Below are 15,181 nucleotides of genomic sequence, written 5' to 3'. Positions count from 1 at the left end.
ATACTGTTTATGACACAAAATACACCTAGCCCATTTGGAGTTACAGAGATTCAGAATGCATATCTCATTGGGCGTAATGAAAATATGGAACTTGGAGGAGTTGGGACACACCTTTACTCTGAAATTGAAAGCTCTTTAGATATTACAAAGCTTAACTGTGCTCTAAATAGAATAATAGCTCGCCACCCAATCCTCCGCACTGTATTTATATTAGATACTCAACAACAGGTTGTAAAAGAGGACTACCCTAAATATCATATAGAGTATGTGGATGTAAGTACATTTGATACTGAGAATCAAGAATATCTTATAAAGGAAGAAAGAGATAAGTTATCTCACAGGGTATTTGATCCAACAATATGGCCTCTTTTTGAACTGAAGGCACTTAAATTGTCAGCAACTAAAAATTATATATTTTTTAATTATGATATGTTAATAGGAGATGGATTTAGTCTTCGGTTGTTCGAGTCAGAGCTCTTGAAATATTATCATGATGATGATAGTCTTCCTAAGTTAGATTATTCATTTAAAGAATATATATCAACCTATGAGGAGTTACAGCTATCAAAAAAATATGAAAGAGCGAAAGCCTTTCATTTAAAACGGATTGATACTCTTTCTTTAGGGCCTGATATACCATTAAAAAAATCCATTTCTGATATATCTAAGCCTACTTTTAAAAGATTGCAATATATTTTCACCGAAGAAGAATGGGGTAAATTTAAGGATGTATCAAAGTTGCTAAATGTTACGCCAACTACAGTACTCTGTGTTCTTTATGCAGAAGTGCTAAATCTTTGGTCATCTAACTTGAGATATACTATCAATATAACCGTTTTTAATCGATATCCATTTCATGAAAATGTCGATAAGATAATGGGTGATTTTACTTCTGTTTTATTAATGGAATTTGATAAAAACTTTAAAGGTTCTACACGAGAAAAATTAAAACATTACCAAACTGAGATAATAAGATTGCTGAGTCATAGACATTATGATGGGGTAAGTCTCTTAAGAGAAATATCAAAGAAACGGAACCTAGGAACAAAAGCATTAACGCCTGTTGTCTTTACTAGTATGCTATATGATAAAGCTATTGACGAATTAAATAAGAATGAAGGTCTAGGTAAGTTTGTTTATGGTTTAAGTCAAACTCCGCAGGTATTATTAGATAATCAGGTCTCAAATATTGAAAATAAGATGTCAGTTATATGGGATTATGTTGATAATCTGTTTGATGAAAGAACTATTACCAATATGTTCGAAAACTATAAATCTTTAATATATAATTTTATAGAAACAAAAGAAATTATTAAACCAACGGTACCTAAGAAAGATATTGATTTTATAGAAAAATACAATAGCACAAAATTGAAACTCCCAGATAAGACATTGAATCAATTATTTTCAGAGCAAGTTGTTAAGTTTCCTGATAAGATCTGTATCGTTTGTTCTGAAACTAAATATACATATGCTGAGCTTGAAGACAGAAGCAATAAGCTAGCTAATCACCTGATTGACATAGGGGTTAAGTCAGGAGATTGTGTCGGTGTAAAAGTTAATCGACATTGTGATACAATGATTAATGTGTTAGGTATTCTAAAAGCAGGGGCAGCTTATGTTCCAATTGAGCCTTCATTACCTGAGGAACGAATTGAATATATTCTTGATAAGTGCAATATTGATGTATGCTTATATCTAACATATTATGCAGAGCATAATATTGACAGATTTCATGGAGTTATGAAAGAGGCTTATTCACAATCAAGTAAATTGGCTTATATTATTTTCACATCAGGTTCTACAGGAAATCCCAAAGGCGTGATGGTTAGTCATAAATCTGCTGTAAACACTATATTAGATATTAATCAAAGATTTAGTATTGATTCTAATGATAGAGTAATTGGTCTTTCTTCTATGGGATTTGATCTATCTATTTATGATATTTTCGGGACTTTTAGTGTTGGAGCAACATTATATATGGTTTCTAATATTCTTGATGTAGAGAATATCACAAATATCTTATCAAAATACCAGATAACCTTCTGGAACTCAGTACCATCTGTTGTGAATCTTTTAGTTCAGCATTTGATTGATAGCGAAAAAAGATTTGTACAATATGAATCTATGAGAAATATATTATTAAGTGGAGATTGGATTCCAACGAGCTTACCTAGCAAATTAAGAAATTATTTCCCGAATTCAAAGCAATATAGCCTTGGAGGTGCAACAGAGGGTGCTATTTGGTCTATTTACTATCCTATAGATTGTGTTGATCCAATGTGGAAAAGCATACCTTATGGCTATCCATTAAGTAATCAACAAATGTATGTTTTAGATAGAAATCTTGATATAGCTCCTTTAGGGTGTGAGGCTGAGATATTCATTGGAGGTACAGGTGTTACTGAGGGTTATATAGGTGAAAAGGAAAAGACAGAATATGCATTTATTAAACACCCTACTTTAGGAAACTTATATAGAACAGGTGATTATGGGATTATGCATAATAAAGGATGGATTGAATTTAAAGGAAGGAAAGATAGTCAAGTAAAGATAAAGGGGCATCGTATTGAATTGGGTGAAATAGAATCAATATTAAGAAATATAGTAGGTGTGTTGGAGGCCATAGCCGTTGTTTTTGAACAAACATCTGGACATAAAGCTATTGCAGCTTATATCGTTAAGGATGAGAATGAAAAAATAGAGGTCAGTCAAGAATATCTTAACACTAATCTTTCTAAAAGACTACCTCAATATATGATTCCTCTTTCGTATCTTTTTTTAGAAGAATTGCCGTTAACTCAAAACCAAAAGGTTGATAAAAATAGGTTGCCAAAAATTAATATCACAAAAGAAAAAAAACAAGGTGCTACTTTACGAAATCTCGGATCTACTGAAAATAAGCTTATTGAGATATGGAGTGAGTTATTAGAAACTAGTGATTTTGATACAGACGAATCCTTTTTTGATTTGGGAGGTGATTCACTGCAAGCCTATCGCGTTATTGTGGGAGTTGAAAATGTGTATAATATAAAATTACCAGTTGAATATTTTTACAAAAATCCTACAATATCCGGAATCACTAATTATATAAAAACAAATATTGGTCATGGAGTAAAAGGTTGTTCATCAACAAAAGATCCAGTAAATATGATATACTTCTGGAACCCTACTTGTCAATGGAGAAAAGATAATAATAAACTATATATTAATAATTCCTATTTTCAGGGAATTAATCTGTTTCCAGAGTTCTATTTCCTAACACAGGAAGGTATATGTATTGATGACTTATGCAATAACTTTAACTCTGAGGATACAGACAAGGTGAGTGAGCTGATAGATACATTTATATCTGTGGGTATACTGATAAACGAATTACCAAATTGGAGTGATCTATTCAAACCTTTAAGAGGATTCTCAAGGGATACTCTAGACCAAGAATTATTAATTAATCCTCATAAATATAGTGTATTCAAGAAACATATAATGGAAAGGACAGTTGTAGATGGTAATAAAAATATACCATTAAAGCAGAGATCCTTAAATGGTATATCAAAACGTAGATCATATAGAAATTTTGATGAATCGCAATTAATATCGTTTGATGCGTTATCAAAGATACTTGCAACATTTAAACAAAATAATATTGGGGAAAAGTACACTTATAATTATGCCAGTGCTGGTGGTTTATATCCGATAGATGTTTATCTGAATGTAAAAAAAGATAGAGTGGAAAACCTTAAGGAAGGTTTATACTATTATCATCCGCCTACTCACTCTTTAAAGTTAGTTAATTCGTGTGTGATTGATGAAAAGTCATCACTTTACAAGAATAAAGAGATATTTAAGAGTTCTGCCATTACTGCTTACTATTTATTCAACCCTACAGTTAGTATGCCTATTTATGGAGGACATGGATATTATTATGCTATAATTGATTCCGGCATAATGATTGGCACAATTACTCAAGTTTGTGAGGAAAATAGTCTCGGTATTTGCTCTATTGGAGAAATGGATTTTGATAAAATTAAAGATTACTTTAAGCTTATGAATGGTGAGAAATTCTTACATAGCATGGAAATAGGACTTAAAACTAGTAACCCAATTTCATTTGAAGAAATTAGTAGTAATCATAATAGAAAGCGATAGTGATGGTAGTTAAACTATTTTGTTTCCCTTGTGCAGGTGGCTCTGCTAATATGTTTACTAAATGGACTAAAAATGTTAATTCAAATATTGAAATCATTCCAATAGAACTCAAAGGTAGAACTACAAGGGTTGATGAATCATTTTATCCTAATTTCTCATCTTTAATTGAAGATATGTACTCCATAGTATCTCTTCAAATAGGTTTAGAACCATACGTACTATTAGGTTTTAGTATGGGAGGATTGATTGCATTTGAAATTTATAATAGGCTGATGACAAATGGTTATAAAGAACCAGAGCGTATTGTAATTATAGCACGTGAAGCCCCTAATTCTAATTTTGAACGTATAAGTTATCTGTCGGATAAAGATTTTATAGATAAGATATATAGCTATCAAGGTATTCCTACTGAGATTTATAACAATAAGGAAATCCTTGCATACTTGTTACCTCAATTGCGAGCAGACTTTGAGATATATGAAACTTATGACGTTCCTAATTATAGGAAGGCAAACTGTAATATAAGTGTTCTCTATGGTGATGCCGATAATAGTGTAGATCAAAATGAGTTCTTCAAATGGAGTAATTATACAAATTGTGACTGTGAGTATGTAAAGTTTTCAGGAGGACATTTTTTTATAAACACAGAGTATCAAAAGATATTAGAGCATATTGAGAGTAGGGTGGTATTAACTTGATCCTAGAGAACAAGCTCGAGGAATTAAACCTCTGAAAGATTATATAAAGAATATCAATTTTAAACATTTGAACCAATTAGGTTACATACCTAATGAGTTAGTTAATTTGGATCTTGTAAAAAGCATTATTTAAAGTATCTGCGGTTCAAGATGTTAATTAATCCTATTAATAAGAATATAATAACATGATTACTAAAGAATTAAGAGATTTACTATTTAAATACGAAATTGAAGAGTTAGCTAAGACTGTAAATACATGTACTTATGCTTTTTATTATCCTGTTGAAAAGCAAAAGGCAATTCAGTTTGATGCTATAAGGAAGGTATTTAATTTTCATTATCATCAAAATGAGTTTTATAAAAGTCTATGCGAAGCAAATAAATTTAGTCCCGAGGATATTGTTAGTTATGATGATATTCATAATATTCCATTAATTCCTGTAGATTATTTTTCTGACTCACGTATGGAAGAAATAATGACTCTCCCAAAATCAACGAAACAGGTAGAATTTCACGTAACAGGTTCGAATGGAGTACATACCAAAGCATACCGAGATTCATTTACAAATGAGTTAGCAATATCAAGTATTTCCTCACTCTTTATTGAAATGTTAGATAACAGGTTTGATGCGTCTCCAATTGTTGTATACTTTACACCTCCAATTGTAGATGCCCCTAACCTTGGTATGCTGAGGGGTTTAGGCGTACTTGGTGCAATATATGCAGATCGCTTCTTTGTAATGAATAAAAATAATGATTTTCGTTTCAAGGAAACAGAGGAATTTGTAAATAAATGGATTGATAAACTTCCGATTTATTTTGTAGGGCCTCCATTTATTATAAACTATTATATGGAATACTTGAATGCAAATAATAGAACTCACATGTTTAAAAGTCAGGATCGTGTTGTAACGATAGGTGGATGGAATAAAGCAAATGGAGAACTTATACTTAAAGATGCTTTCGTAAGGAAATGCATGCGATCACTGAATGCAGGTAAGGAACAGTGCCGTGATATTTATGGATTTATTGAAACTAATAAAATATCTATTGAATGTGATCAGAATTTAAAACATGTTCCATCACATGTACATACATATATTATGGCAGCTAATGGCAAAGGAAAATGTAAAGACGAAGGAAAAGAAGGAACAATATGTGTACTAGACCCTACCGTCTTAACCTATCCATGTTTTTTAGAGACGAAAGATATTGGTCTTGTAAGTAATAGTGTTAATTGTAAATGTGGAAGGTCAGGAGCCGTGATTGATGTGTTGGGGAAAAAAGATAAAAATTATCAAATGAACTGTGCGATCACTTTGGATCAATATATATCCGGTACTACAAAAAAACTAAATTATGGATATCATTAATGATGCTTTACCTAAAAAAGTAATTGTTAGACATAGGAGTATAGTTATTATAATGCTATATTTATTGTATAGTAATGTTACTGCTCAAAAATCGGATATTTTAAACGACTACTATAGTTTAGCTATTGCTAATAATGTTGATTTAAAAAATAAAGAAATTGATATTAAGAAATCAGTTGAGAGACTTAACCAGGCTAAGGGGTTATATCTTCCTAAAATTAGCTTCAGAAGCTCCTACTTATTATCATATGGAGGACGAGAAATTGTGGTACCTGCTGGAGATTTAATAAATCCTGTGTATGATGCGATGAATCAAATTACAGGGACAAACAAATATCCTCATATTGATAACGTTGTTGAAAAATTTGTTCCTAATAATTTTGCAAATAATGAGTTATTTCTAGAACAAGCTTTGTTAAATACAAATATCCATTATAAGCATAAGATATTAGAAAGTGAGAATAGAATAAAAGGCATTCAGTATGAGTCTTATTTATGTAATCTTAAGCAAGAAATTTTCATTGCATATTACAGATATCTCTTATTGATCCAAACTAGAAATATCTTCAATCTAAATATGGCAACACTAAAGGAACTTTCTCATATTACACTAAAACAATATCAAGCAGGTGTCAAAACAAAACTAGCGATAAATGATGTCGATTATGAGTCTGAATTAATAAAGAATCGTATGGCAGATGTTGATGAAAATATTAATATGTGCAGAGCTTATTTTAACCAATTACTTAATAGAGATCTAATTGAACCTATTGTAATAGATAGTACGTTATTTAATTTTGAACCTGATTCTTTAGTTAAACTTGAATCAGAATATTTGCCAGCAAAAAATTCAAATATTATACTTCAGAGAGAGGTTGTTAATTTAAAGGGAATTATTATTGAAATGAATAAAAGAGATGCTTATTTACCAAAGATTTATTTGGAAAATAGAATCGGATTTCAGGGGTATGGGTATCAATTTAATCAAGATAGGTTCTTTAATTTTGCAAGACTAAATTTAGTTTGGAATCTCTATTCTGGAAATATAAAGAATTCAAAAATACGATACACTAAGTATGAGCAGGAACAAGCCAATAATGAATTAATATCAATTAAAAACAAAGTGGATTTAGATATTATGAGTAGCAAAGAGTCACTCCATATGTTATTGCAGAAGTATCAAAGTACTCTTGCCTTATTAAGGAATACTAAAGAGTCTTACGAAATAGCATTAACACAATATTCAAGTGGTAAGCTGCTTTGGGTTGAAATGATTGATAAGCAAAATAAATATATATCTGCACAAACAAGTCTTTCAATATCTAAGTTTTTAATATTAATTAAATATACGGAATACCTAAGTAAGGTAGAAAAGCTATAATTTATGGTAATGAAGTTATGTAGTATCTTAATCTTATTCTTTTTAGTTATAGGATGTAAGCATAAAAGTTTACAAGAAAAGGACAGTGTTATGGTTGAGCTATCCGAGATTAGAAAAGTAAATAGGTCTTTTCCAATTGTATCATATGGAACTGTAATGGCTCAAAAAGAAAGTAAACTTTCCTTTCAGATAGGAGGACAAATTGATGAAATTTATAAAGAAGGAACCTTAATAAAACATGGTGGTATATGTGCTAGAATTAATTCAGAAGAGATGAAATATCAACTAAACAAGACTTTGATAGATTATGATAAAAGTAAACATAACTATGAAAGAGCGTTGGTTCTAATTAATGATTCTGCAATAACCAGTGAATATCTAGAAACTATGAAATCCTTAAATGATTTATCAAAACAGAATGTTCTTATTGCACAAAAAAAAATGAAAAAATCATTTATTATTGCACCATATGACGGGAAAATAGTGACGAAAATGGTTGAAGAAGGTGATGTTATTTCTCCTTTTTCCCCTGTAATTATTTTTGCATCTGAAGATGATAGATTATGTATTCATACTTTTTTAAGCGAGAAAGATATAATCAATATTCAGCATGATGATTCAGTGAAGGTTGTATTTGATGTATATGAAGATAAGAGTTTTATAGGGAAAATTGATATGATTGGTTCCTACCCCGATAGAATTACAGGTTTATATAAAGTTGAAGTTGTATTAGATGAAATTGAAAATGAAATGATAATCCATGGCTTTAAAGCACAATTAACAATATTTCCTAATCGAAAGAAAGAATATTATACTGTTTCTGCAGATGCACTTATGGGGGGTGAAGGTAAGACAGGATTCTTATATTCCTTAGACCCCAATAATTCAAAAAAGATTAGAAAATTAAAAGTTTCTATTGATTATATAAAAAATGATACTCTATATATAACAAAGGGAATATGTAACAATGATAGAATTGTTGCAAGAGGAGGTGCATTTTTAAATAAAAATTCCAGAATCTTAATACGCTAGTAAAACTAATTGTAATATAAGGAAAAATTAACACATATGAATATAACCCACTTTTCTGTCAAATACTGGCAATTTTCTCTTTTAATGCTTGTTATGGTTATAGTTATAGGAATAAACTCCTTACTAACCATGCCAAGATCTGAAGATCCTGAATTTCAGGCAAGAATATTCCCAATAGTAATATTATATCCAGGCACTTCTACAACTGATATGGAGAAACTAGTGGTAGAACCTATTGAAAAACGCATCAATGAATTAGATGAGATAAAGCAAATTAGATCAAATATATATAATGGACATGCCCTGATAAGAGTTCAGTTTAATTTTGAGGCTGATTATGATAAAAAAAAACAGGAATTAATAACCGAAATTGATGCCTTAAAGAAGGATCTTCCTCAAGATATTCATGATATTGAAATTAGGAAAGTAGCACCCTCTGATGTTAATGTAATTCAGTTAGCTTTTCTGTCAGAAGATAGGTCATTTAGAGATCTTAGAAACTATGCCGATGATCTTAAAAATGAATTAGATAACATTAAGAGTTTGAAAAATGTTAAAGTTTGGGGTATTCCTAATCAAATAATAAATATCTCTCTTAATTACAAGCTAATTACCCAACTTAAGCTGCAAATAAGTCAGATAATTCAAATTGTTCAATCTGAGAATATCAACATTCCAGCAGGAAGTGTAAATATGGGAATGAATCAATTTAGTGTCTTATCATCTGGCAATCTCCATACTATGGAGGATATAGAGAATGTAATAATTAGTAGTTCAAAAGAAAATTTTATTAGATTAAAAGATGTTGCAACAATAAAATATGAGGATGCTCCAGCTAAGCATATATGTAGGCATAATGGGGAAAGATCTGTTTTTCTAACAGCAGGTTTAAAAGCCAATAAAAATATAATTGATGTAAGTGAAGAATATAATGATATTATATCTAACTATAAACAAAAGTTACCTCCAGATATAGAACTTATTCAGAATTTTGATCAAGCACAAAATGTTTCTAAAAGATTGAATAGATTAGGAATTGATTTTATTTTTGCAATCTCACTTGTTATGATAACATTGTTACCGTTAGGTTTTAGAGCATCATTTGTAGTAATGCTTTCTATCCCTATTTCTCTTTCAATTGGTATAGCATTTCTAAGTTTTTTTGGCTACACCTTAAATCAATTAAGTATTGTTGGTTTTGTTATGACATTAGGTCTCGTTGTAGATGACAATATAATTGTCGTTGAGAATATAGAACGTTGGTTAAGAGGTGGTTATAACAAAGATGTTGCGGCTATTAAAGCAACAAAACAGATTACGAAAGCAATAATAGGGTGTACTGCTATTTTGATAGTTTGTTTTGTTCCTTTAACTTTTATGCCTGGTGAGTCTGGTGAATTTATTAAAAGTTTACCTATAGCAATTATGTCCACCGTTTTTGCTTCTTTATTAGTTTCATTGACTATTGTCCCTTTTCTGTCAACATTACTTCTCAAAAGTAAAGACGAATCAAAATCTAACAAGCTTCTCAAGTTGATGGAAAAAGGGATTCACTTTACATACAGTAAAATATTAATGAAGTCTCTTAAGCATCCTATCCGAGTGTTACTTTTGACAGGTGTACTTTTTATAGGTTCCCTATTTCTTGCTTATAAAATAGGTTTTAGATTGTTTCCAAAATCAGAGAAACCACAATTTTCTATCAATATAAAATCAGGATCAGCTAGTAATATAAATGAAACAGATCAGATTGTACGTCAAGTTGAGAATATATTATCGAGTAATAAAGAAGTTAAATATTACTCTACAAATATCGGACGAGGAAATCCTCGAATATATTATAATGAAATGCAATTAGAAACTGCAGAAAATTATTCCCAAATATTTGTACAGCTTCTCAAAGATGTTTCCACAAAAAGAAAAACACAAATTATAAAGCAATTACAAAAAGATTTAGACAGTATTCCTAATGCAGATATTACTGTAAAGGATTTTGAGCAGGGTTCAGTTTTGGAAGCTCCAGTTGCTGTTCGAATTTTTGGAGATAACCTAGATAGTCTTAAAAAAATATCTATGAATTTTGAGCAAATTATAGGTGAAGTAAAGGGCACTACTCATGTAATTAACTCTATTAATGAATCAAAAACTGAGATTCAATTCAAGGTAAATAAGGAAGTAGCTTCACTGTTGGGTATTTCTACATATGATATTAATAAAACATTGCGCCTAGCTGTATCTGGGTTAACTCTTGGTACAATTACAGCGGAGGATGGGTATGAATATAAGATACGGCTTAGCTCAATAAAAGAAAAGAAAGCCACATATTCAACTTTAACCAATATATATATTGGCACTAGATATGGTGAATTCATTCCACTAAGTGCAATTTGTGAAATAGAATTAGTTCGTTCTTTTCCTGTAATTAATCATTTAGATAAAAATAGATTTACAACTATTACAGCTTATATTCATGATGGATTTATGCCAAATGATGTAAATAAGACTATAAAGTCGTCTTTAAAAAAACTTGAACTCCCCGAGAATTATCATTTTAAAATGGCCGGCGAGGTTGAAAATACTAAGGATTCATTTGAAGGGTTTAGTTCCATTCTTATAATATGTGGATTTATATTTTTGGGTATATTAATATTGGAGTTTGGGGATTTTAGAAGTTTAATTATTGTTTTATCTGTAATACCACTAGGTATTATTGGAGCTATCTTTCTTTTGTATATAGCTGATCTACCTTTATCATTTGTCGCTGTAATTGGGTTTATTGCGTTGATAGGGATTGAAATTAAAAACTCAATTTTATTGGTAGATTTTACAAATCAGTTAAGAAGCGAAGGTCATGCTTTAGATAAAGCTATATTGCTTGCAGGAGAAGTAAGGTTTGTTCCTATTTTATTTACAGCTGTGACAGCAATTGTAGGGTTAATACCTTTAGTTATAAAGTTTAGTCCTTTGTATTCTCCCTTGGCATTAGTAATTATTGGAGGGTTAATTACCTCAACAATGTTTTCACGAATAGTAACACCAATTATGTACAAGTTGTTTCCTCCTAATTTATAGAGGTTGCCTATACAGGATTTAAATAAAAATAAGTTAATTATGAGTAAAAAGAAAGTTGCTTTAGTACTTTCTACTGGAGGAGTAAGAGGGTTTGGTCATATTGGAGCTATAGAGGAGATAGTTAATGCAGGATTTAAGATAAGTGCAATTGCAGGAAGTTCAATGGGTGCATTAATTGGCGCGGCATACGCTTATGGTAATATAGAAGCTTGTAATGAACTTATGTTAGTACTAAACAAGCACCGATTTATGGACCTAGTTGATTTCAGTTTTTCTCGACAGGGTATTATTAAAGGAAACAAAGTAATGCGTATTTTTAGCAAAATTGTTCCTGATGTTGCTATTGAAGATTTACCTTTACCTCTTTCGATTGTGACGACGGATATCAATAATAATAAAGAATTTGTTTTTAAGGAGGGGAGTTTACATAATGCAATACGTGCATCAATTTCATTACCTTTAATTTTTATACCTTATGAATATAATTTTAAAAGATTAATAGATGGAGGTATTATAAATCCTCTTCCTATTAATCATGTTAAGCGAACAGAAGGTGATATTATTATAGCTTGTATAGCTGGTGCTATAAATAAGTATTCTGAAATTAATTCTGCTCTAGGTAAGCAAAATATATTAATGAAATCTTTAACAGTAATGGTACAACAGATTATCCAATTAAATATTGAGAAGTATAAACCTGATTTAGTTATTGAACTACCAGGAAGTAGTTATAGTATATTCAATTTTAATAAAGCTAGAGAATTAATAAGAATTGGTAAAATACATGCTAGAAATGCTATAGAGGTATACAACACCTAACCATAAGTATTTTGCAATATATACAAGGAGGAATCTAGCAAATTAATAGTGGATAATTTTAGTAAAGAAGGACTGTTTAGTTTTTCTACAATGATAGAAATACAAGGAAATCATTTAGTAGAAGTTGTTTAAAGTTGTCTAAGTAAAACCACGTAAAATACTATGATATTAAGATATTTCCAATGAGATTTTTTTGTTTCAAACCTGACTAATATAGCTTTAAAGGCATCTAACCAAGCATTCGTTCTTACAATAACAAATCGTCTCAGGTATAGTATATTATCAAACAATAGATCGTCATCATATCCATTACGTTTGTTTTTATCAATATTGTCTGTAATATCATATTTGCATAGGCTTTCTCTAAATGCCTTAGTATCAAAACCAGCATCTGCATTTAGGAAAAGACCGTCAATATAGATATTTGATTTCTTTAGCGATTGAGCCATATTTTCAAAGTTTTCTACAAGTTCGTAAGCATCATTGTGATTACCTGCGATAGGTTCACTACAAGCGATTGGTATCCCATTTACATCCGAAATAATAAGCATATTACTGATTTTATACCAATTACACTATGAGTTAAGATATATTATTTGTATCTTTTACTAAGACAATTTCATTCGCTAATCGCAAATTTTTGTTAGTTTGTGATTAGCAAACTTGAAATATGAATGAATTTAAAGAAACCGTAGGCAGATTAATGCGACAGAACTAGTTTTTTTGTTTTTGAATCATCGCATAAATATATGTTGTATAACATATATCACAAGTATATTAGTTGCGCTATAATACGTTATATGTTGCATCAACATACTTACCCCGCTTCCTTCATTGAAAAGCGCGCTTAGGGTAAGTTTTTTTTTGCCCTAAATTCTCCTTATGGATAAAAGGAACTACACAAAAAACCTCTTACTTACAGCCAACAACTTAATTTATTAAAAGATCGAAATCTTATTGTTGAATGCGAGGAAAAGTCATTACACTTATTGCAACAATTAAGCTATTTATAGACTATCTGGATATTGGCATACTCTTCTAAAAGAACCTAAAAAAGAACATCTTTTTAAAGATGGAGCCACTTTCGATCAGGCTTTTAGATTATATTGCTTTGATAGAGAATTGAGGTTGCTATTACTAAATCAAATTGAGAAAATAGAAGTATCCATTAGAGCAGCATTATCCTATGAACCTTCTTTGAATTGGGGAACCTTCTGGTTATCTGACAAAAACAATTTCGTTAGTTTTTCAAAATATACTTCTACATAAGCAAAATATTTGGCGAAATCAAAAGGAGTCAGGAATTATTTTTAGATGAATACCAAAATACCTATATTGAAGAATCTCCTCCAAGTTGGATTACTTTGGAAGTTTGTTCGTTTGGTAACTTATCTTGGGTATATAGTATAATAAAACCTGGACAAACAAAACGAAATATTGTCAAATCATATGGTCTTAACGATAAAGTTTTTCAATCCTGGCTTCATTCACTTGTGTATCTTAGGAATACATGTGCTCATCATAGTCGATTATGGACTAAACCACTATGGACTGAAAGTCCATAGGTTTGCGTTAAACAGAATGACTGAAAGTCATTCTCTGGCTCGTTTCTCAACTATTCCAATATAAAATTGGATTCATCTTGATCATTTGGTTTTCGGTGATGTTCCAAATATGCATCTACCATTTCATCTGTAATATTACCTGAACTCCAGCACCCAAAACCAATGGCCCAAAAGTGACGACCCCAATACTTTTTACCTAAGGCTGGAAACTCTTGCTGTAGCTTTCTAGATGTTCTTCCTTTGAACTTTTTTACCAACTCACTTATATTCTGAGAGGGACGGTAATTGATATGCATGTGAATATGGTCAGATGAGACAACTCCCTTTTGAATGATAACATCTTCGGCCTCGCAGATTTGAATTAGCAATGACCGACAACGAACTTTGATGTCACCTTGAAGTATTTTATAGCGATATTTTGTTGACCAAACTATGTGAGCAGTCATTTCTGAAACCGTATGACCATTAGTTCTTTGTACCATATAACAAAGATACATTTTTAGAAGCTAAAAGCGAGATGCACTAAAGTGCATAGTTTTAACTACTATTGAGACCAATAAAAAGTTATCTATTAAAGCAGAATTTCCCAGAAAAACAAAGTACCCATGGATAGAAAATTTAGAGATTTCTGATACCAGAACAGGAAGTACGTCGTCAATTAAAAATAGAACCTACTTTGCAATTTGTATGATCCAGTATCTTCTGCAATCAATTAATACGAATAATACATTTCAAGAAAAACTACATAGCTTATTTAACAAATATCCTCTTATCGATAAAAATGCTCTAGGTTTTACTAATGGTTGGGAAAACGAACCTATGTGGATAAAAAAATCGAAAGAAAAGATTAAAAAGAAAGGCTTTAGATACTACGTGAAAAATTAAGTTGACTATAGTCTCATCAAACGCATGTATTTTTATACTCATGGAAGATAAAAAAGACAAGCCCAATATTTCAAAAAGAGCTTTCTGGGACACTAATTTTGACTTAATAGATTGGGAAGCTTCAAGTGCGTATCTTACCATTAGAATCATTGAAAGAGGCACTTTTAATGACCTCATTGAAATTATTAGATTTTACGGAAAAGAAAG

General features: G+C 30.7%; 12 protein-coding genes. 10 read left to right on the top strand and 2 right to left on the bottom strand.

Annotated features, from left to right (window positions below):
- Window positions 1-9 precede the first annotated feature (9 nt).
- The 7 genes from A8B35_RS14055 to A8B35_RS14025 all read left to right on the top strand — a co-directional run bounded on the left by A8B35_RS14055 (window position 10) and on the right by A8B35_RS14025 (window position 12,524).
- Window positions 10-4,149, top strand: a complete 4,140-nt coding sequence (locus A8B35_RS14055; RefSeq protein WP_075603196.1) for a non-ribosomal peptide synthetase — start codon at window positions 10-12, stop codon at window positions 4,147-4,149.
- Window positions 4,150-4,151: 2 nt separating this feature from the next.
- Window positions 4,152-4,847 (top strand): thioesterase II family protein, encoded by a 696-nt coding sequence (locus A8B35_RS14050; protein WP_075603195.1) that lies wholly within the window; start codon window positions 4,152-4,154, stop codon window positions 4,845-4,847.
- A gap of 185 nt (window positions 4,848-5,032) precedes the next feature.
- Entirely contained in the window at window positions 5,033-6,220 is a 1,188-nt protein-coding gene (locus A8B35_RS14045; protein WP_075603194.1) for a LuxE/PaaK family acyltransferase, read from the top strand.
- A complete protein-coding gene (locus A8B35_RS14040) occupies window positions 6,207-7,601 on the top strand; it encodes a TolC family protein (protein WP_075603193.1) in 1,395 nt (464 codons plus the stop codon). Before A8B35_RS14045 ends, A8B35_RS14040 begins: the two co-directional genes overlap by 14 nt.
- 9 nt (window positions 7,602-7,610) lie before the next feature.
- Window positions 7,611-8,633 (top strand): efflux RND transporter periplasmic adaptor subunit, encoded by a 1,023-nt coding sequence (locus tag A8B35_RS14035; protein WP_171973214.1) that lies wholly within the window; start codon window positions 7,611-7,613, stop codon window positions 8,631-8,633.
- A gap of 36 nt (window positions 8,634-8,669) precedes the next feature.
- The gene (locus A8B35_RS14030; RefSeq protein ID WP_075603191.1) at window positions 8,670-11,705 is read left to right on the top strand and encodes an efflux RND transporter permease subunit; all 3,036 of its coding nucleotides are present in this window, start codon (window positions 8,670-8,672) and stop codon (window positions 11,703-11,705) included.
- 39 nt (window positions 11,706-11,744) lie between these two features.
- Window positions 11,745-12,524, top strand: a complete 780-nt coding sequence (locus A8B35_RS14025; RefSeq protein ID WP_075603190.1) for a patatin-like phospholipase family protein — start codon at window positions 11,745-11,747, stop codon at window positions 12,522-12,524.
- A gap of 128 nt (window positions 12,525-12,652) precedes the next feature.
- Here A8B35_RS14025 and A8B35_RS14020 read toward each other — a convergent pair whose 3' ends face one another.
- A complete protein-coding gene (locus tag A8B35_RS14020; protein ID WP_075603189.1) occupies window positions 12,653-13,075 on the bottom strand; it encodes a hypothetical protein in 423 nt (140 codons plus the stop codon).
- Window positions 13,076-13,529: 454 nt separating this feature from the next.
- On the opposite strand from A8B35_RS14020, the gene A8B35_RS23915 reads away from it, so the two are divergent.
- Together A8B35_RS23915 and A8B35_RS23910 are read left to right on the top strand one after the other, a co-directional pair.
- A complete protein-coding gene (locus A8B35_RS23915) occupies window positions 13,530-13,793 on the top strand; it encodes an Abi family protein (protein ID WP_083634458.1) in 264 nt (87 codons plus the stop codon).
- Window positions 13,778-14,089 (top strand): Abi family protein, encoded by a 312-nt coding sequence (locus A8B35_RS23910; RefSeq protein WP_083634457.1) that lies wholly within the window; start codon window positions 13,778-13,780, stop codon window positions 14,087-14,089. Before A8B35_RS23915 ends, A8B35_RS23910 begins: the two co-directional genes overlap by 16 nt.
- 50 nt (window positions 14,090-14,139) lie before the next feature.
- Here A8B35_RS23910 and tnpA read toward each other — a convergent pair whose 3' ends face one another.
- Entirely contained in the window at window positions 14,140-14,571 is a 432-nt protein-coding gene (gene tnpA / locus A8B35_RS14005; RefSeq protein ID WP_075603187.1) for an IS200/IS605 family transposase, read from the bottom strand.
- A 443-nt stretch (window positions 14,572-15,014) separates the two neighbouring features.
- Between tnpA and A8B35_RS23905 the strand changes: the two genes are divergently transcribed.
- On the top strand, window positions 15,015-15,181 hold a 167-nt coding region (locus A8B35_RS23905), incomplete at its 3' end, for a DUF6922 domain-containing protein (RefSeq protein WP_394365407.1).

The sequence above is a fragment of the Saccharicrinis aurantiacus genome (assembly GCF_001660705.2).
In the GTDB taxonomy this organism is placed as follows: Bacteria; Bacteroidota; Bacteroidia; order Bacteroidales; family Marinilabiliaceae; genus Saccharicrinis; species Saccharicrinis aurantiacus.
This window is presented reverse-complemented; position numbering and strand designations above follow the sequence as displayed.

What these genes read in the sequence shown, in the direction of transcription:
- A8B35_RS14055 (WP_075603196.1), top strand. Translation starts at nt 10, where the DNA reads ATGACACAAAATACACCTAGCCCATTTGGAGTTACAGAGATTCAGAAT.
- A8B35_RS14050 (WP_075603195.1), top strand. Translation starts at nt 4,152, where the DNA reads ATGGTAGTTAAACTATTTTGTTTCCCTTGTGCAGGTGGCTCTGCTAAT.
- A8B35_RS14045 (WP_075603194.1), top strand. Translation starts at nt 5,033, where the DNA reads ATGATTACTAAAGAATTAAGAGATTTACTATTTAAATACGAAATTGAA.
- A8B35_RS14040 (WP_075603193.1), top strand. Translation starts at nt 6,207, where the DNA reads ATGGATATCATTAATGATGCTTTACCTAAAAAAGTAATTGTTAGACAT.
- A8B35_RS14035 (WP_171973214.1), top strand. Translation starts at nt 7,611, where the DNA reads ATGAAGTTATGTAGTATCTTAATCTTATTCTTTTTAGTTATAGGATGT.
- A8B35_RS14030 (WP_075603191.1), top strand. Translation starts at nt 8,670, where the DNA reads ATGAATATAACCCACTTTTCTGTCAAATACTGGCAATTTTCTCTTTTA.
- A8B35_RS14025 (WP_075603190.1), top strand. Translation starts at nt 11,745, where the DNA reads ATGAGTAAAAAGAAAGTTGCTTTAGTACTTTCTACTGGAGGAGTAAGA.
- A8B35_RS14020 (WP_075603189.1), bottom strand. Translation starts at nt 13,075, where the DNA reads ATGCTTATTATTTCGGATGTAAATGGGATACCAATCGCTTGTAGTGAA.
- tnpA (WP_075603187.1), bottom strand. Translation starts at nt 14,571, where the DNA reads ATGGTACAAAGAACTAATGGTCATACGGTTTCAGAAATGACTGCTCAC.